Below are 18566 nucleotides of genomic sequence, written 5' to 3' on the forward strand. Positions count from 1 at the left end.
GGACCCCGGCGCGCGGTGTGAGGCCCCGTCAGAAGGTGAGGCTCCAGGAGTCGATGTACCCGGTGTCACCCGTGTAGGCGTCGGTCACCCGCAGCTTCCAGGTGCCGTTCGCGTACACGCTGGAGGCGTCCACCGTGTAGGTGGTGAGGACGTTGTCCGCGCTGTCGCCGGTGCTGGTGTCCTTCAGCAGGGCGGAGGCGCCGCTCGGGGCGACGAGCTCGACCTTGAGGTCGCCCCGGTAGGTGTGCTTGATGTCGACGTCGACCTTCAGGTCGGAGGGGGCGTAGCCGCTGACGCCGCTGACCGCGATGGAGGACGCCACCGTGGTGTTGTCCCGGATGGTCACGTCGGCCGTGTTGGCGAACACCGTGCCCGTGGGCGGGGTCGTGCCGCCGCCCGCGCCCAGGGTGGCGGTCGCGTCGGCGAGGCCGGCGCCGCAGCCGCCGGAGCAGTAGCCGGGCAGGGTGCGGGCCTTGGCCTTGATGGTGCTCTCGACCTGCGCGGGGGTGATGGACGGGTTCGCCTCGTACATCAGCGCGGCGAGGCCGGCGATGTGCGGGGCGGCCATGCTGGTGCCCTGGTAGGGCTCGTAGTTCTCGCCGACCGGGCCCCGCGAGCCGCTGTTCAGCGTGGACCATATGCCGTTGGCGCCGCTCACCGCGGTCTCGCCGCCGGGGGCGGTGATGTCGACGACGGAGCCGTAGTTGGAGTAGGAGGCGCGGTTGCCCTCGCGGTCGGACGCGGCGACGGTGATGACGTTGGCGCAGTTGGCCGGGTTGAAGCCGGCCGCGTTGGTGTTGGTGTTGCCGGCCGCGACGACGACGGTGGTGCCGCGGTTGACGGCGGCGTTGACGGCGCTCTGGGTGCCGGCGTCGCAGGCGCCGCCGCCGCCGAGGCTCATGTTGATGACGTCGGCGGGGTACGGGTTGCCGGGAACGCCCGCCACGTAGCCGCCGGACGCCCAGGTGATGGCGTCGATGATGTCGGAGGTCGTGCCGCCGCACTTGCCGAGCACCCGGACCGGCTGCACGGTCGCGTCGTACGCGACGCCCGCGATGCCCTTGCCGTTGCCGGCGGCGGCGGCGATGGTGCCGGCGACGTGGGTGCCGTGCCAGGAGCTGTCGTAGTCCTGCTCGGGGTAGTTGTCGCCGCACTCGCCGCGCAGCATCCAGTCGCCCGGGTCGGCGGCGTTGCTGTCGCGGCCGCCGCCGTCGTTGGCCATGAACGGGTCGGAGATGAAGTCGTACCCGGCGACCATGTTGGCGGCGAGGTCGGAGTGCGGGACGTAACCGGTGTCGATGACGGCGACCTTGACGCCCTCGCCGGTCGCCTTGTCCCACGCGGTGGGGACGTTCATGCCGGCGGTGGACTCGAAGAGGTCCCACTGGCGGCGGTACTCGGTGTCGTTCGGGGTGACGGCCGTGGCGTAGACGCGGCGGTCGGGGACGACATAGGCGACGTCGGGGTCCGCCCGGAACGCGTCCATGACCGCGTCCAGGGACTTCGCGTCCTTCGCCTTCTCCAGGTCGATCAGCGCGGCCCCGGTGCCCAGGCGGCGGTCGAAGCCGACGGCCTCGCCGGCCTTACGGCCCTTGGCGGCGGCGTCCTTCGCGGCGGCCTCGTCCGACTTGGCCTCCTGCGCCATGGACTTGTAGCCGACGATGAGGCGCTCGGCCGGGGGCTGGGCGGCGGGCGCGGCCGGGGCCGGCACCGGGGCGGGGGCCGGTGTCGGGGCCGGGGAGGCGGTCGGCGCGGCGGCCGAGACGGCCGTCCCCGCGCAGAGGAGCGCGGTGGCCGTCGCCGCGACCAGTGAGGCGCGAACGCGTCTGTATCCGTGCAAGGCGGTGCCTTTCAGAGGGGTCTCACCGGGGCACGGGCCGCGTTTATGTGCGGTACATGCCAATCCGGTGTCCTGGGGCCGCGCCAGGACGGGTGGGGGTGGGGCGGTGCGGCCGGGTGCGCGGCGTCGCGGATCCGGTTCGCGAGGCGCCGGCGGTACGCGGCATGCTCGCGGGGCCGGGGGGGGGGCCAGGCGGCCCCGCACCGGGTGGGCGCGGGGCCGCCCGGCCCGTTCGCGCAGCCGTGCGGCACCGGCCGGCCACTCCCCGTGGCGGTGCTCGGGCATGGGGGGCCGGTCGGTGGCTGGAAACTACGGCCGGGGCGGCCCGCCCGCATATACGGGTGCGGGCGAGTACGGATACGCAATCAACGTGGGCGTGGGGGGCTGTTCACCGGGTGTGCCCTGGCCGTACGCGGTGTGGGGTGGACGGCGGGCCCGCCCGCGGCCCCGGGGCGCCGGCCCTGGCGCGGGGTGCGGGGGAGGGTGCTTGGGTGGCGATGGGTGGCCGGAACGCGGCCTCGGCACGGGCGGGGGGAGGCGGGACGGGGCGGCGGGGCGGCGGGGCCGGCGGAGGCGGAGCCGGCGGAGGCGGAGCCGTATGGCCATGCCGCACTCGGGGCGGCGTGGCGCCGGGGCTCAGGTGCGGCGATTCGGCGGCGGTCGGCAGCCGCGGGACGGCCGCCGGTGCGGCCGGCCGGTCAACGGGGCCGGAACGCCGTGGGGCACGTACACCTGCCGGTGTACGTGCCCCACGGGCCAAGTGCCGCGCCCGGTTCCGAGGCCGAGTGCCCGGCTGCGGTTCCCGGGGCCGAGTCCCGTGTCGACCCGGGTGCGGGGCCTCGTGGCCGGGTGGCGCGGCCACGAGGCCCCGCGGCCGGGCGCTCGGCCGGGCGCTGCCTCAGCAGGCGACGACCGCGCTCACCACCGTGCCGGTGTCCGTGCGCCGCACCGACGCGTCGACGGCGTACGCGTCGACCAGGGCCAGTCCCCGCCCGAAGGAGGTGTTCTCGTCGGCGGCCTCCCGGCGCGGGCCCACGCGGTCCCGCCACCGCCCGCTGTCCCGCACCCGGACCGTGACCGTGGGGCCGTCGAACTCGATGAGCACCGCCACCTCCGAGCCGCCGCTGTGCAGCACCGCGTTGGTGACCAGCTCCGTGACGATCACCATGACCGCCTCGTCGACGCTCTCCGGCAGCCGGTGGTCCCGCACCGCGTCCCGCGCCAGTCGGCGCAGGACCGGCACGGCCGCCGGGCGGGCCGGCATCGCGACCGCGGTCAGCAGCCGCGCCGCGCGGGCGGGCACCCGCCCCGGCCGGGGGCCGAGCTGTGCCGGAAGGTCCCGCACCGCCGTGGCGGCGGGCGCGGGGCCGGAACACGTCGTCTTTCTCACCACAGGACTCCTGCCTGCATGTCCGGGAGGTCGGCGCTGACCCCTCCGGAGAGGCGGGCCGCGAGGGCCTGACCTGCTCCACGTTCCAGCCCCTCCCCACCCGCCTGCAATCAGGAGAGACTGAAGTACGGATACGCAAAGAACCAAACAGGACAAAAACCCCCGGAGACCCCGTATGGCTGAACGAGCGGAGACGGATCTGCTGAGACTGCTGACCGGAGCGCTCGCCGAGGGAGGCCGGGCCCGGCCCGTCCTGCTCCTCGTCGAGGGCGCCGCCGGCACCGGCAAGAGCCGCCTGCTCTCCCGGCTGCTGTCCGCGCTGCCCGTCCCCGCCCGCACCGGCATCGACGGGATCCGTGACGGGATCGATGACGACGAGATCCGGGACGACCGGGGCCGGGACGACCGGGGCCGAGGAGGCCGGGACGACCGGGGCCCGGGTGACCGGGGCCCGGGCCACGGGGGCCGGGGCGACGCAGTCCCGGGCGACGGAATCCGGGGCGACGGGCTCCGGTCCGACGGGATCCCCGGCGGGGAAGCCCCGGGCGCCGCGGCGATCGGGGGCACCGCCGGGGCGGAGCGGCCGGGGCACGGCCCGCTGCTGCTGGCCGTGGACGACGTCCACCGGGCCGCCCCCGCCGACATCGCCGCCCTCGGCGCGCTGCTCGCCGACCCGCCCGGCCGGTTCGCCTGCGTCCTCACCTACCGCCCCGAGGAACTGCCCGAGCCGGGGCTGGTCCTCGGCCCCGGCACCGACTTCCCGGCCGCGCTCGCGGTCGTCCGGCACACCCTCGGCCCGCTCGGCCCCGCCGCCGTCGCCGAACGGGCGGCCGCCGCGCTGGGCCTCGACGCGTGTCCCCCCGACCTGGCGGCGGCCCTGCACCGGGCCTCCGGCGGCAACGCGCAGACCGTCGCCGACCTCCTGGACGCGCTGGCCCCGCGCGCGGCCGACCGCCCGGCCCCGCGCCCCGCCGACCGCCCGGCCCCGCCCGGTACGGGCGAACGCCCCGCGTCCGCCCACGACGGGCGCCCGGCCCCGCCCGGCCCCGTCGGCCGCCATGCCCCGCCCGGCCACGGCGAGAGCCGGCCCGCGCCCGGCCCCGAGGACGTCGAGGCGGTCGGCCCACCGCCCCGGCTGACCGCCCTCACCCTGCGGCGCGCCGCCGCCGTCCCCGAGCGGTACCGCGCGGTCGTCCACGCCGCCGCCGTCCTCGACCACCCCGCGTCCGCCCGCGACCTCGCCGCCGTCGCCGGACTGGACGGCCGGGCCGGGCGCGACGCGCTGGTCGCCGCCCTGCGCGCCGCCGCCCTGCAGGAGCTCCCCGACGGCCGCTACGGCTTCGCCGTGCCGCTCGCCGCGGCCGCCGTGCGCGGCGCCGTCGCCGGCCCCGTGCGCGAGGCGCTGCACGAGCGGGCCGCCGCCCTGCTCGCCCGGCGCCAGCCCGTGCCGTGGGAGCGCCTGGCAGGCCACCGCCGGGCCTGCGGCGACCGCAGGGGCTGGCTGCGTGCCGTCGAACGGGCCGCCCAGGAGCACGCCGACCGGGGCGACGTCGAGAACGCCGTCGGCCTGCTGGAGTCCGCGCTGGCCACCGGCCCGGTCCCGCCGCACGCCCGGTCGCGGCTCGCCCTGATGCTGGCCCGCAGCGCCGTCATGGGCCTCGGCTCGCAGCCCACCAGGAAGGTGCTGGAGCATATCCTGGACGACCCGCGGCTCGCCCAGGCCGTGCGCGGGGAGATCCGGCTCGACCTCGGACTGCTCCTGTGCAACCAGTTGGGCCGCGCCCAGGAGGGCCAGGCGGAACTGGAGCGCGCCGTCGACGACCTGGCGGGCCACCCGGTGCCGCTGGCCCGCGCCATGTCGGCGCTCGCCATGCCGTACTGGCCGGGCCTGCCCCTCGCCGACAACATCGCCTGGATGGACCGGGCCCTCGCCGTCGCCACCGAGTCCGGCGACCCGGTCGTGCAGACGGCCGCCGCCGCCAACCGGGTCAGCGTCCTCCTCAACACCGGCGACCCCGGGGCGTGGCCGCTGATCGAGCGGCTGCCCCGCGACAGCGACGTCGTCGGCTGCCGCCAGCAGGCCGCCCGCGGACTGTGCAACGCCGCCGACGCCGCCGTCTGGCTCGGCCGGTACGCCGAGACCCGCGACCTCCTGGAGGAGGGCGTCGCCCTGGCGGCGCGCAGCGGAGCCGCCTACGCCGAGCGGACCGGCCGCGGCACCCTCCTGGTCCTGGACTGGGCCACCGGCAGCTGGGACGGGCTCGCCGACCGGGCCCGCGCCCTGGTGCGGGAGGCCCAGGGCATGCCGAACATCGCCTCCGACGCCCTGACCGTCCTCGGCCTGCTGGCCCTGGCCCGCGGGGAGTGGGCCGACATCCACGAGTACCTGACCGGCCCCGGCGCCCTCGGCGTCGACCGGAGCCCCGTACCGCTGTCCGCCGCCGCCTCCGGAGCGCTGATCCGGCTCGCCCTCGCCCGCGACGAGACCGGCCCCGCCGCCGCCGAGGCCGCCGACGCCTGGCGGCGGCTGCGGGCCAAGGGCGTGTGGGCCTGGGGCGCCGAACTCGCGCCGTGGGCCGTCGAGGCCACCGCACGCGCCGGGGCGGTGCCCGCGGCCCGCGAGATGACCGCCGAGTTCGCCGCCGGGCTGGAGGGCCGCGACGCCCCCTCCGCCGACGCCGCGCTGCTGTGGACCCGCGGCGTCCTCGCCGAGCACACCGGCGACCCCGAGGCGGCCGTACGGCACTACGAGGCCGCCTCCGCCGCGTACGCCGCGCTGCCCCACCCGTACCACGAGCTCCTCACCGCGGCGGCCGGCGCCCGCCGCGCCCTCGCCGCCGGCCGCGAGGACGCGGTCGCCGTCCTGGCCGACTGCGCCGACCGCTTCGACGCCCTGGGCGCCGCCTGGGACGCCGCGCGCACCCGCGCCGAACTGCGCGAGCACCTCCCGGCGGAGGAGCGGCGCGGCCCCGGCCGCCCCGGCTACGGGGACGTGCTCTCGCCCCGCGAGGCGGAGGTCGCCGAACTGGCGGGCGCTGGCATGACCAACCGGGACATCGCCGCCGCCCTGCACCTGTCGCCCCGCACCGTCGAGCAGCACGTGGCCAGGGCGCTGCGCAAGACCGGCGCCCGCTCCCGCCAGCAACTGGCCGCCGCCCTCCGCACCGGCCCCGCCGCCCGCTGACCCGGCGGGGCCACCGGACCTACCGGGACGGGGACCGCGGGAGGAGGCGCCGGGGCCGCGGGCTCACCCCGCCGGGGCGTCCCCGGCCGCCCCGCCCAGGGACCGGGTGCGCCGCCCCGAGGGGACCAGCGACCGCGCGACGGCCAGGGCCGAGGCGACGGCGCCCTCCTGGGTGTCGACCGTCGCGGCGCACTGACCGGCGAGGAACAGCAGTCCCTCCCCGCTGCGCCGCTCCACCTCCCGCCGCGCGGCGTGCGCGGCCGGTGTCGGGAGGTGGGTGCGCAGCGTCGTCCGCGCCAGCTCCCGCAGCGGCCGGGCCGCGGACGGCGGCGCCGCCGTGACGTAGTGGTCCGGCCCGTCCCCGGCCGGCCGGCGGACCGTGGTGCGGGTGCCCCGGCCCGCCACGGTGATGTTGACGGCCGCCCGGTCCGCGCGCTCCGCGGGCATGCCGGACGGGTCGAGGTGGAGGCTGTACGCGGCCTCCCGGTAGCGGTGCCCGCGCAGCGCGGCACGCAGGCCCCCGGTGCCGGCCAGCGGCCGCAGCAGGGCCTCCGCCCGGTCGGCGGGCACGGCCAGCACCACGCAGTCCGCCGGGTACGCGTGCCCGCGCACGTCCACCACGCGGTACCGCCCCCCGTCCCGCTCGATCCGCGCCGCGCCCGCGCCCGGGTGGACGCGGGCACCGCGCAGGGACCCGGCCAGCGAGGTGGTGAGGGCGCCGAACCCGTCGCGCGGCCGTACCGCCGCGGGCGCCGGCGGGGCGCCGGGCGGGGTGGCGTAGAGCGAGCCGACGGCCCGCGCCGACAGGTCCCGCGCCTCGTCGAGCGTGCAGCCGAACAGGGAGGCGGGCAGCGCGCAGACCACGTCCGCGAGCGGTGCGCCGAACGGCAGGGGGTCGAGGGCCGCGCCCAGCGGCACGTCCCAGCCCAGGCCCTCCTCGGCCCAGGCCGCCGCCCGTTCGGTGAAGGCCCGCACGGCCGCCCGCGCCGGGGCGGAGCCGACCGCACCCGCACCCGGCCCGGCCGCGTCCTGGGCCGGGCTGAGCAGCACCTCCCGCCCGTCCGGTGCCTCCCGCACCAGCGAGCGGCCCGCCGGTACGGCCACGAGGTCGTCCGCCGCGAACCCCTGGAGCCGGAAGAGGCGGCTCCACAGGGGCGAGGCGGCGGGCACCACCTCGCGGACCCCGACGTCGGCCCAGCGCGGGCCTGCGGCTCCGGGAACGGGCCGGCTGTCGATGTTGCCGCCCAGCCGGCCGCGCTCCTCCAGGACGACGACCTCGTGGCCCTCCTCCAGCAGCCAGGCCAGCGTCAGACCGCACAGCCCGGCGCCCACGACGACGATCCGCATCCCGTCCCCTTCCATGCCTGCCGTCAGATCTGTTTCCCGGCCCGCGTTCCGGCCCGTTTCCCGGTCCGTGCGGGTGGTGGGCGGGCGGGCCGGGTCCCTCGCGGACCGGTGTCCGCGACGCGCGCGGCCGGCCTGGAGGAAGGCGTCGGTGAAGAACGACAGGGGGTGGGGCACGACTCGGTCTCCTCTCGTCCGTCGTGTCTCGTCCGTCGTGCTCGTCCCGTCCGTGCGGGACGGTGGGTCGGACCCCCGGGGAAGGGCGCGGGCCCCACGCCCGCCCCGGCATGGTCACCGCCGTGAGCGGGGCGCGGGCGCCCCCGGCTCGTCCGGGCTCAGCCGGCGGCCTCGTGCGCCCCGTCGGCGAGGAGCGCGCGCAGCCGGCGGGCGCGGGCGCAGGTGGGGTCCGTGTTCTCGACCGCCGCGAGCGCCGTGCGCACGGCCGACTCCCGGCCTCCGGCGTCGTGCAGGCAGCCGCCCGCCAGCTGGATGTGCGGGCTGACGGGCCGGCCGCGCAACTCCCTCCGGGCGGCGACGGCCTCGGCCGTGAGCAGCGGCCGGGACAGGCGCGCACGGTGCAGGACGTGCTCCGGCTCGGCCCGGTGGGTGATGTGGCTGACGAACAGGTCCGGGCCGCCCAGCGCGCCGTACCAGAGGGTGCTCTCGCCCCAGGGGCCGTGCCCCTGGACGTTCACGGCCGACCAGTGCCGCCGGTCGAGCGGCATGTGCCGGGGGTCGCGGTGCACGGCCACGGTGACCGTCGCGTACTGCAGTGCGCGCAGCAGCGCGACCCGGACCGCCTGGGCCGGGTCGCCCTCCAGGAGCCGGGCGGCCTCGGGGGCGCCGGTCGCGACGATGACCCGGTCGTACGCGGTGCGTGCGCCGTCCGCCGTGTGGACGGCCAGCGGCGCCGAACCGCCCGGCCCCTCCGACGTCACCCGGAGGACGGGGTGCGACAGCCGCAGGCGGCGCCCGAGGTCCCCGGCCATCCGCCCGACGAGGGCGGCGAGCCCTCCGGCGGAGCCGCCCGGCGGCGCGGCGGGATCGAGGGCGCCGCCGGGCGCGGTGGCGAGCGCCCCGCCGACCGCGGGCCGGGCCGGCATCCCGGCGGCCGTCACCAGGCGGCAGCCCGCTCCGGCGGCCAGCCAGGGCAGGAGCACCCGCTCGTAGACGTCGTTCGGCATGCGCAGGGCCGCCGCCAGCCCCCTGACGGTCGCCTCCGGCCCCGACCCGGCGGTGTGCGGCCGGGCCGACGCCGCCAGGAACGCCCGCAGGGCCCGCCACGCCGCCCCGGCCACGGGGGTGCGGCCGCGCCGGCCGCCGAGCGGCGGGAGGGGGGTGACGAGCAGGGGCTCGGCGGACCGGGGCGACATGACGGTCAGGCTGAGGGGAACACCGCGCCGGTCCGGCTCGTCGGGCCCGTCCGTCTCGCCGGCGCCGCCCGCGTCGAGCGGGGCCGGCGGGCCGTCCGCGTCGAGCGGCACGGGGTGCGGGGCCGGGGTGCCGGGGTCGGCGCGGACGACCCCCACCCCGACGTCCACCCGGCCGGTGCCACGGCCGGAGCCGGAGCCGGAGCCGGAGTCGGAGCCGGAGCCGGCACCGGCACCGCCTCCGGCTCCCGTCGCGGGGAGGGGGAGGCCGGTTCCCACGGCGGCGCGCGGCCCGGCCTCGTACAGGGTGGTGTCGTGGGTGGGCGCCAGGAGCCAGGCGGCGGTCAGTCCGGCCGTTCCCGCGCCGATGACGGCGATGCGCACGAGCAGTCCTTTCGTCCGGCCCCGGCGGCGGCCCGGGCAGTACAGGCGATACGGGGGCAAGGCGGTACGGGTGGGGAGGCGGTACGGGCACGCATCGGCCAGGGGAGCCGGCCGGCTCCGGGCCGGGTGGTCAGTCCGGTGGCGGCGGCAGGTAGCCGATCTCCGCCAGGCGCCCCAGGTACAGGTCGAGGAGCGCGGCGTCCACCGGCGGGCAGGTGAGCGATCCGGCCGCGGCGGCCCGCTCGGCGTGGGTCCGGTCGACGGCGGGGAACGTGTCCGCCTCGTACGTCCGGAGCACGGGCAGGGCGCTGCCCCGCGCGGTCTCGACGAGCAGCGGGAGGTAGGGCGCCATCGGGTGCCCGGGGTCCTCCGCCGCCAGCGCGTCGACGGCCGCCACCCAGTCCTCGTAGGGGACCGTCCTGACCGGGTACCCCCGGTGCCGCAGCCGCTCCACGGCGGAGGACAGGCGCGCGGGGCGCGGGTTGGTGAGGTGGAGCACGCGGCCGTCCGGCTCCTCGCGGGTGACCACATGGCCGATGACGGCGGCCACGTGGTCGACCGGCACGAAGTCGAGGGGCAGTTCGACGCCGGGGGCCGTGCCCGTCTCCGCGAGGGTGCGCAGCAGGGCGCACATCATGGTGTCCGTGTTCCACACGCCCCGGTCCGAGGTGCCGGTGATCTCGTGCGGGCGGTGGATCGTCGTGGGCAGCCCCCGCCCGCCGGCCGCGGCCACCATCCGCTCGGCGACCCACTTCGTCTCCGGATACCCCATGGAGAGCCGCTCCGGGTGTGCCAGGGGCGTCCTCTCCGTCACCTGGCGCTCCCCGGCGGTGCCGAACCCGGCCAGTACGCCGATGGTGGAGACGTGGTGGACCGGCTTCACGCGCACGTGCGCGGCCAGTTCGAGTACGGCTCGGGTGCCGCCGACGTTGGCGGGTGCCAGCGCCGCGTACGGATAGGCGAAGTTGACGTGCGCCCCGGCGTGCACGATGTGGTCGGCCTCCGCCGCGAGCCGGTCCCACGCCTCCTCCCCAAGGCCGAGGCGCGGCCGTGCCAGGTCGCCCGGCAGCGCGGTCACCCGGCCCGCGAGGGCGGCGGGGTCCACGCCGTGGCGGCGCATGCGCGAGGCCAGCCGGGACATGGCCTGCGCCTCGCCGCCCGCGCGCACCAGGCAGTGGACCCGCCGCACCCCGCGCCGCACCAGCTGGTCGATCAGGTGGACGCCGAGAAAGCCGGTCGCGCCGGTGAGGAAGACCGTGCGGGGGGTGCGGGGGCCGCCCGCGGCGAGGGCGCCGAGGCGCGGCAGGTCCGGCGGCGCCGCCTCGCGCGCGAAGTCGACGGCGGGCTGCGCGCCGGGGCCGGCCGTGTGCCCCTCCGCCTCCATCTCGCGTACGCGCCGGGTGAAGGACTCCAGGGTCGGGTCGTCCAGCAGCGCCCGCACCAGCTCCCGCCCGCGCTCCGGGGGCAGGCCGAACAGCCTGCGGACCGCCGCCGCCACCTGCGTCGCGCGCAGGGACGTGCCCCCGAGCGCGAAGAAGTCCGCGTCGGCGGGGACCTCGTCGACGTCCAGCGCCCGGCGCCACACGGCGGCCGTCCTCCGCTCGTCCCGGCCGGCCGGTGCGGGTCCGGAGTCCCGGCCGGCCCGCCGGTCGTCCTGCCGCTCCAGCAGGTGCAGCAGGCGCCGGCGGTCGGTCTTGCCACTCGACGTCAGCGGGAGCTCGCCGGCGACCGCCAGGCGGGCGGGCACCATGTGGGCGGGGAGCGTGTCACGGGCGTACGCGCGCACGCGGTCCGGCAGCGCGCCCCCTTCGGCCCGCCCTGCGCGCCGCGCCTCTTCCGCCGGGCCTGCCTGCTCCGCCCGTCCTGCCTGTTCGGTCCGCTCGCCCTGTTCGGCCCGCCCTGCCCGCCCTGCCCGCCCGGCGTGTTCGGCGTGTTCGGTCTGCTCGGCGTGTCCGGCGTGTCCGGCGGGGGTGTCGGTGGTGACGACGGCGGCGAGGCGCCGGCCGGCCCCCTCGCCGATGACGCCGACGGCCGCCCCGGTCACCTCGGGGTGCTCGGTCAGGGCCGCTTCGACCTCGTCGAGTTCGACCCGGTAGCCCCGCAGTTTGACCTGCCGGTCCCGGCGCCCGTGGAACTCCAGGACGCCGTCCTCGCGCAGGCTGACCACGTCCCCGGTGCGGTAGAGGCGGCTCCCGGCGGGCCCGCCCGCGCCCGCGAACCGGTCGGGGACGAAGTGCCGTGCCGTCTTCTCGGCATCGCCCAGGTACCCGGCCGCCACACCGTCGCCGCCGAGCCACAGTTCGCCGCGCTCGCCGGGGGCAGCCGGTTCGCCGTCCGGGCCGACCACGTGGGCGACGGTGCCGGCGACGGGCCGCCCGATGGGCACCGAGGCCGCGTCAGCCGCCAGGCGCTCGATGCGGTGCACGGTGGAGAACACCGTGTTCTCGGTGGGGCCGTAGCCGTTGAGGAACCGTCCGGGGCGCCCGTGCCGCAGGACCGCGCGGACCGCCGACGGGTTGAGGGTGTCCCCTCCGGCGACCAGGCGGCGCAGCGGCGCGAACATGCCGGGGCGGGCCCGCGCGTGCTGGTGGAACAGCCCGGCGCTCAGCCACATGGTGGTGATGCGGCGCTCCTCCAGCAGCTCGGCCAGCGCGTCGGTGCTGAGGAGGGTTCCGGTGTCGGCGAGGTGCAGGCAGGCACCGTTGAGGAGGGTCCCGAACAGCTCCCAGCACGACACGTCGAAGGTGGGGTTGGTGGTGGCGAGGACCCGATCGCCGGGGTCGGGGCGCAGTTCGGGCGTGTCCACCGCGACCCGGAGCAGCCCGCGGTGGGTGCAGACGACCCCCTTCGGCCGGCCCGTGGACCCGGAGGTGTAGATGATGTACGCGGGGTCCTCCGGGGCGCGCCGCCGGGCGTCGACCGGGGCCGGCGGCCACTCGTGCGCCAGGTCGGCGGGGGCGTGCCGCTGCCGGCCGTGCAGGAGGGCGTCCGGTACGTCCGCGCCGGCCACCACGTGCCGGACGGAGGCGTCCCCGAGGACGTGCCGGACGCGGGTGGCCGGGTGGGAGGGGTCGACCGGCAGGAAGACGGCCCCGGCGTGCAGCACGCCGAGCACCGCGGCGACCGCCTCCGGCGAGCGCGGCACGAGGAGGGCGACGGCCTCCCCTTCCCGTACGCCCCGCTCGCGCAGCCGGTGCGCGGCGCGGTGGGCGCGCAGGCGCAGCTCGGCGTAGCTCCAGCGCCCGCCGTGCCAGGTCAGTGCCGGCGCGTCGGGGGTCTTGCGGGCCTGCGCCTCGAACAGTTCGGACAGGGTGGTGTCGCGGCGGCGCTCCCGGCCGCCCGCCGCCGCGTGGGGGCGGCCCAGGCCGTCGGCGTCGGCGGCCGGAGGCCGTGCGGAGGGGGCGCTGGGTGCGGGGGCCGCGGTGGGCTCGCCGGGTATCGGGGTGTGGCGGGTGTGCTCGGGGGACATCGTTGCCTCGTGTTCTCGTCGTGCGGTTCGGGCTCGGGTCGTCGGGCTTGGACCGTCGGGCCGGGGGCTTCGGACTCGGGGCGCCGGGGCGGGGAGGGGCCGGGGCGTCCGGGACCCGGCCGGGCGGTGGCGCGGGCGCCGACGTCGGTACGGGGTGCGGCGGCCGGGGCGGTGCGAGGGGTGACGGCTCCGGAGGGACGCGGCACGGGGCCGGAGCCGGAACCGGGCGCGCGGTCCCGGCTCGTGCGTCGCGGTCAGCCGGTGGTCAGGAGGACCTTCCCGCTCCGGCCGGGGCGGACCGCGTGGACCAGAGCCTCCCCGAACCGCTCCAGCCCGTACGCGGCTTCGACCTCCAGACCGGGCAGGCCGCCGGTCACCTCGGCGAGCACCCGCCGGGTCAGCTCCCCGCGGGCGGCGGCGTCCAGTTCCCCCAGGGCGGCGGGCAGCCAGAAGCCCTCGACGCGCAGCCCGCGGAAGACCAGCTCCTCCGCCGGCACGGGCACCGGCCCGCCCGCCAGCATCCCGTAGACGACGACCCGGCCCCCCGGACGCACGCTGCGCAGCACGTCGGCGCCCGGAGCCCCGGCGACCGCGTCCAGGGCGGCGTCCGCCCCGTGGCCCCCGGTCGCCTCGCGGACCATCCGGGGCAGCGCCCCCGGCGCGTCCACCACGAGGGGGACCGCCCCCAGGGCCTCGACGGCGCTCGCGGCGGCCGCCCGGCGGACCACCGCCAGGCACCGCACCCGGCGCGCCGTCGCCATGTGGACGAGCATCCGGGCGACGGCGGACGCCCCGGCGGTGAGCAGCAGCGTCCGGCCCGGCCCGAGCGCCGGCCGGTCCAGGAGCAGCGCGGCGGTGAAGGGGTTGACGGTCAGTTGGGCCGCCGCGCGCAGCGGGACCCCACCGGTCCGGTACACGTCCCGCGCCGGTGCCGTCACGTACTCCCGCCAGGTCCCGTCGGCCGCCACCGCGACGTGCGCACCCAGGTACGCGCCGGGCACACCGGGCCCGAGCGCGTCGACGACACCGGCACCCTCGAACCCGGCGCTCGCCGCCCGGAGGGGGCCCTCGGACGTCTCCAGTTCCCGGAAGTCCCCGCGCCTGCCGTACTCCCCCCGGACGAACAGCAGGTCGGAAGGGTTCACCGGCCGGGCGAGGACCCGTACCCGCACCTCGCCCGGGGCCGGCCGCGGCTCGGGCAGGGTCACCAGCCGCAGGACCTCGGCGGGGTCGCCGTGGCGTTCGAAGACGACGGCCCGCATGGTCACCGGGCCGCCATGGACCAGTGGCGCTCCAGGTGGCGGCCGATCTCGGCCATGCTGGTCCGCCCGCCGTGCACCATGGCGTTGACCAGGACGTACGCCGCGCTCCCGGAGTCCAGCGCCTCCCTGAGGTGTTCGGACGTCCCGGCGCCGCCCGAGGCGATGACGGGAAGTCCGGACGCCTCGGCCACCGCGCGGGTGAGCCGCAGGTCGTAGCCGGCGCCGCTGCCCTCCTGGTCCAGGCTGTTGGCGAGGAGTGCGCCCACACCGATGGAGGCGAGCTCGGCGGCCATGGCGGTGGCCGGCACGCGGGTGGGCCGCCGTCCCCCTTCGACGTGGACCCGGTCCCCGGCGTCTCCGGCCAGGCCGCTGTTGATCACCCCGAGGACGTGCTGGCCGCCCCGGCGCGCCACGACCTCCCGGACCACCTTCGGGCACTCGACCGCGTTGGTGCTGACCGAGACCGCGTCCGCGCCCGCGTCGAGCAGCGCCTCGGCGTGGTCGGCGGTGGGCAGCACCCCGTTGTCGACGGACACCAGGAGGGAGACGCCGAGGCCGCTGACGGCCCGCACGAGGTCCGGCAGGTACTCCGCCTCCGGCCAGGGGTCGAGGACGTCGAGGAAGATCTTGGTCGCGCCCTCGCCGGTGTAGCGCCGGGCTATCTCCGACACGGACCCGGGGTCCCGCAGTCCCGGGATGGCCGCGGGTTCCGTCGCCCTCCCTCCCGCGACGTCGATGCACGGGATGACGAGGTCGGTCACTTGGCTCTTGCGGTCGCCGAACAGGGTTCGCTGATGGATCACGGATCGCTCCTTCGGGTCTGGGTTTCGCTGTACGGACCGCCGACCGGCCGACCGGCGGACCGCCGGGGCGCCGGGGCGCCGGACCGGGGATCGGGCCGGATACCTGACCGGGGACCGGACGGCACACCGGGCGGGGAACCGGACCGGGAATCGGACAGCGGGAATCGGACAGCAGACAGCGGACAGCGGACGGGGAAGCGGGGCACAGGGCCCGGGCGGCGTACACGCGGAGGGGGAACCGGTGGGGTGCGCGCACGGCCCCCGGCCCTCACTCCGCCCCGATACCGGCGGCACCCTCCAGGCTTTCGCGGGAGGGCACGTGGACCGGGGTGACGTCCAGTCCGGCGGCGCTGCGCCAGAAGAGGCCGATCCCCTGCTCCAGGAGGCGGGCCAGGAGGATCGCCTCCTGCGGGTCGTCGCCGTTGCGGACCCCGTCCTCGGCGACCTCCGCGGCCAGGTCCAGCAGTCCCGTCGACGGGTCGCCCTCGTAGTACCGGAAGAACTCGTCGGGCGCCTCCACGCCCTGCTCCCGCGCCAGCCGGACCAGCCGCGCGCAGTCGCCGAAGTAGAGCTCCACGTCGGTGTGGAGCGCCAGCGCGGTGGCGGCCTGCGAACCGTTCGCGGCGACGTAGGCGAGCATGCCGTCGAAAGCGAACGTCTCGTACGTCCGGGGGCGGTACCACAGGTCGTCCGGGCCCATGCCGAACGCCTCGGCGCACGCGGCGAGCTTCGGCTGGGCGCCCACCACCAGCTCGGTCAGCCGACCGTAGAGACGGACCGCCGGGCGCCGCGGGAACCGGGCGGACATCAGGCCGTAGGCGCTCAACTCCACCGCGTGGCACTGCCATTCGACGGCGACGAGCCGGCGGAGGTGATCCGTTGTGAGCTTTCCGTCGCGGGCGATGTCCAGGAGCGCGTTCTCCGGGGGATTCCCGCCCCTCGCCTGCCGGAGGATCGAGACGAGATTCTCACCGCTCTCACCGTGCATGGGAATTTCCTTTCGTCGGTCCGCCCCGGGAATCTTCGGTCCTGCGGGGCACGCTCATTCGGCTTCCCGGCCTCCATGCCTCCACGCCGTGCATCGTCTGGTCCCTTGTGGCCAACACGAAAGGACCGGAACGGTCCGTGGGGAACGCGAGGGCGGGGAATTCCCGGCGGCTGCCGCCCGTCTCCGCGCCTCTGGCGCCCCACACCCCACGGCAGCGCCCACACGCCCCTCCGGGCACCGCGACCACCGGACGGCCGGGCCCGGCAGCGTCCCCGTGCCACGGGCCCGGCCGTTGCTTCACGGCGACGGCAGAGGGGTATCACGGCGTAGGGTGCCAGGGCGCCCCCCTCACTCCGCCGCTCGTGCGATCCCGTTCCCAAGAGAGAGCGAAATCCGCCATGCCAGATTCATACAGAGAGGCGGACAGAAACCACGGCCACGTGTGCTCCGAATGCCTCGGGTGCGATTTACGCTCCTCCCTCCAGGAGATCATCGGAATTCTGACCAGAATGGAACAGGCGAAGCAGTGCGGGAGCGGAGCGGAAGCGCCGGCGAGGGAAGTCGCCGGGGCGGCCTCCGGGGATGAGGGGAGGCCCGGCCGAGAAGCCCTCTGGGATCGGCTCACCGACCGGGAGAGACAGGCTGTGGAGCTGCTGCTGACCGGAGCGTCCAACCGCGTCATCGCGAGGCGCATGGACCTGTCCGAACGCACCGTCAAGAACCATCTCCAGTCCGCTTACCGCAAGCTGCGGGTGCGCAGCCGGGCCGAGGCGATCCTGAAACTGCTGGGCCGCGCCGGCCTGCGCCGGCCCGCCGCGCCCCCGCGCCCCCGAGGGGACACCCGGGGCACCCTCCCGCCCCCGCGCCCCGGCGGGGACCCCTCGGGCTCGGCCTCGCCGCCGCCCGCTGACTGACGGGCCGTCATCTCACGGACCGACGCCCCGGTACCGCGAGCGGGCGGCGGAGGGGCCGGGGGAGAGGGAGGGGCCGGGGACGCGGCGGACGGGGAGACTGCGGGACCGGGGGAGACGGCGCGGCGGACCGGAGAGACGGCGGGACCGGGGGAGACGGCGCGGCGGACCGGAGAGACGGCGGGACCGGGGGAGACGGCGCGGCGGGGAAAGGCCCGGGTGCGGGGACCGCTGCGTCGCGACGGCACGCGGCTCCCACCGCACAGCGGGCGGGCGTCCGGCGTTAAGTACGTATCCGTGATCCGCCGCACCCGTATAGGTCCGGCGCCGCCCCGTGGACCAGGATGCTCCGGGCGGCAGCGCGGGACTCCCGCGGTGCCGCGACGGGCCTCTCGCACCCCCGGCGGCCCACGCGCGCGGCGGGCGCGGCGGGCGCGGCCGTGACCCCTTCGGCCCGCCCTCCGCGGGCGCCCCGCCCGAACGGCGGGCCGCCGGAGCGGCCCGGCCGGTGTGCCCGGACCGACCCCCCACATGCCGCTCCGCGCGGCAGGCGGTCCGGGCGCGCACCCGGCCCCGCTGCGAGGCGCGCGCCCCAACCGGCCCGGCCCCCGCGCGGCACGTGCCGCCCCCTGCCAGGCCCCCGCACGCGCCCAGGTGCCACGCCCGCCCGGCCCCGTGGACGGCGTGCTGTCCGGCCCCGCCCCGCACGGTCAGGGACGCCCGGGTCCGACGTCGTGCACGACCGGGCGGCGACCGCGATCCGGCGCCGCGCACGGCGAGGCGCGTGGCAGGTCCGGCGCCGTGCATGATGAGGCGCGCGGGCGGCGCGGCCGGCGTCCCCGGTGCGTCCCCGCGCCAGTCCGTGCGCGTACCGCATCGCGTCGGTCGTGCACGTCATCGCACGTCATCGCACGCCGGGGCGCGATCCGCGCCGGCAAGGGGAAAGGCAGGAAGACGGCACATGGCCCACTCGCCGCTGTCGCTCGACGACCTCGACCGCAAGATCCTGTCCGCGCTCGTCGACAACGCCCGGCGCAGCTTCGTGGAGATCGGCCAGGAGATCGGGCTGTCCCCGGCGGCGGTCAAGCGGCGGGTCGACCGGATGCGAGACGCCGAGGTGATCACCGGGTTCACGGCGGTCGTCCGCCCCAGCGCCCTGGGCTGGCGCACCGAGGCGTACGTGGAGGTCTTCTGCGAGTCGGCCGCCCCGCCCCGCCGTATCGCGGAGGTGGCACGGGCGTACCCGGAGATCGTTGCCGCCATGACGGTGACCGGTGGCGCCGACGCCCTGCTGCACATCCGCGCCGCCGACATCGAGCACTTCGAGGAGGTGCTGGAGCGCATCCGCGCGGAGTCGTTCGTACGGCGCACCAACAGCGTCATCGTCCTGACGCACCTGCTCCCCGGCTCCCCGGACGCCGGGGCGTCCGCCTCCCCCTGAGCCGGGCAGGGCACGCCGACCACCCGCCGCCCACGACCTGCCGCACGTTCACGCGACGGGCCCGCGCCTCGCGCGGCACACCGGCCCGCGCACCCGCCTCCGCAGGGGGCCCGCAAGCCCCCCTGCCGACCCCTGCCGACCCGCCGGGCACCCGCCGGCCCCGCGGTCACCCGAACGGGT

11 protein-coding genes are annotated in these 18566 nt (G+C 77.7%); 3 read left to right on the plus strand and 8 right to left on the minus strand.

What is annotated here, in order from left to right:
• Positions 1-28 precede the first annotated feature (28 nt).
• Complete coding sequence (locus tag CP974_RS24350) at positions 29-1840, minus strand: S8 family peptidase (protein ID WP_373276720.1); 1812 nt, start codon at positions 1838-1840, stop codon at positions 29-31.
• Positions 1841-2738: 898 nt separating this feature from the next.
• Positions 2739-3230: an ATP-binding protein gene (locus tag CP974_RS24355; RefSeq protein WP_051838946.1), complete on the minus strand. Its 492-nt coding sequence runs from the start codon at positions 3228-3230 to the stop codon at positions 2739-2741.
• 175 nt (positions 3231-3405) lie between these two features.
• On the opposite strand from CP974_RS24355, the gene CP974_RS24360 reads away from it, so the two are divergent.
• Positions 3406-6414 (plus strand): helix-turn-helix transcriptional regulator, encoded by a 3009-nt coding sequence (locus CP974_RS24360; protein WP_051838944.1) that lies wholly within the window; start codon positions 3406-3408, stop codon positions 6412-6414.
• Between the two features lie 63 nt (positions 6415-6477).
• Here CP974_RS24360 and CP974_RS30750 read toward each other — a convergent pair whose 3' ends face one another.
• The 6 genes from CP974_RS30750 to CP974_RS24390 form a co-directional block, all read right to left on the minus strand.
• A complete protein-coding gene (locus CP974_RS30750; protein WP_078915346.1) occupies positions 6478-7935 on the minus strand; it encodes an FAD-dependent oxidoreductase in 1458 nt (485 codons plus the stop codon).
• Positions 7936-8093: 158 nt separating this feature from the next.
• Complete coding sequence (locus CP974_RS24370) at positions 8094-9512, minus strand: FAD-dependent oxidoreductase (protein WP_031128733.1); 1419 nt, start codon at positions 9510-9512, stop codon at positions 8094-8096.
• 130 nt (positions 9513-9642) lie between these two features.
• Positions 9643-12981 (minus strand): amino acid adenylation domain-containing protein, encoded by a 3339-nt coding sequence (locus CP974_RS24375; protein WP_051838942.1) that lies wholly within the window; start codon positions 12979-12981, stop codon positions 9643-9645.
• A 254-nt stretch (positions 12982-13235) separates the two neighbouring features.
• Positions 13236-14243: a zinc-dependent alcohol dehydrogenase family protein gene (locus CP974_RS24380; RefSeq protein ID WP_031128732.1), complete on the minus strand. Its 1008-nt coding sequence runs from the start codon at positions 14241-14243 to the stop codon at positions 13236-13238.
• Positions 14244-14245: 2 nt separating this feature from the next.
• On the minus strand, positions 14246-15046 hold the full coding sequence (locus CP974_RS24385; RefSeq protein ID WP_051838941.1) for a HisA/HisF-related TIM barrel protein: 801 nt from the start codon (positions 15044-15046) through the stop codon (positions 14246-14248).
• A 268-nt stretch (positions 15047-15314) separates the two neighbouring features.
• Positions 15315-16034, minus strand: coding sequence for a hypothetical protein (locus CP974_RS24390; protein ID WP_031128730.1), 720 nt, complete (start codon positions 16032-16034; stop codon positions 15315-15317).
• Positions 16035-16543: 509 nt separating this feature from the next.
• On the opposite strand from CP974_RS24390, the gene CP974_RS29760 reads away from it, so the two are divergent.
• Together CP974_RS29760 and CP974_RS24400 are read left to right on the plus strand one after the other, a co-directional pair.
• Positions 16544-16948: a helix-turn-helix domain-containing protein gene (locus tag CP974_RS29760; protein WP_223844410.1), complete on the plus strand. Its 405-nt coding sequence runs from the start codon at positions 16544-16546 to the stop codon at positions 16946-16948.
• A gap of 958 nt (positions 16949-17906) precedes the next feature.
• Positions 17907-18386 (plus strand): Lrp/AsnC family transcriptional regulator, encoded by a 480-nt coding sequence (locus CP974_RS24400; RefSeq protein WP_031128729.1) that lies wholly within the window; start codon positions 17907-17909, stop codon positions 18384-18386.
• Positions 18387-18566 lie beyond the last annotated feature (180 nt).

Origin of the sequence: Streptomyces fradiae ATCC 10745 = DSM 40063 (genome assembly GCF_008704425.1) — a bacterium.
Taxonomy (GTDB): Bacteria; Actinomycetota; Actinomycetes; order Streptomycetales; family Streptomycetaceae; genus Streptomyces; species Streptomyces fradiae.

What these genes read in the sequence shown, in the direction of transcription:
- CP974_RS24390 (WP_031128730.1), bottom strand. Translation starts at nt 16,034, where the DNA reads ATGCACGGTGAGAGCGGTGAGAATCTCGTCTCGATCCTCCGGCAGGCG.
- CP974_RS29760 (WP_223844410.1), top strand. Translation starts at nt 16,544, where the DNA reads ATGGAACAGGCGAAGCAGTGCGGGAGCGGAGCGGAAGCGCCGGCGAGG.
- CP974_RS24380 (WP_031128732.1), bottom strand. Translation starts at nt 14,243, where the DNA reads ATGCGGGCCGTCGTCTTCGAACGCCACGGCGACCCCGCCGAGGTCCTG.
- CP974_RS24360 (WP_051838944.1), top strand. Translation starts at nt 3,406, where the DNA reads ATGGCTGAACGAGCGGAGACGGATCTGCTGAGACTGCTGACCGGAGCG.
- CP974_RS24375 (WP_051838942.1), bottom strand. Translation starts at nt 12,981, where the DNA reads ATGTCCCCCGAGCACACCCGCCACACCCCGATACCCGGCGAGCCCACC.
- CP974_RS24400 (WP_031128729.1), top strand. Translation starts at nt 17,907, where the DNA reads ATGGCCCACTCGCCGCTGTCGCTCGACGACCTCGACCGCAAGATCCTG.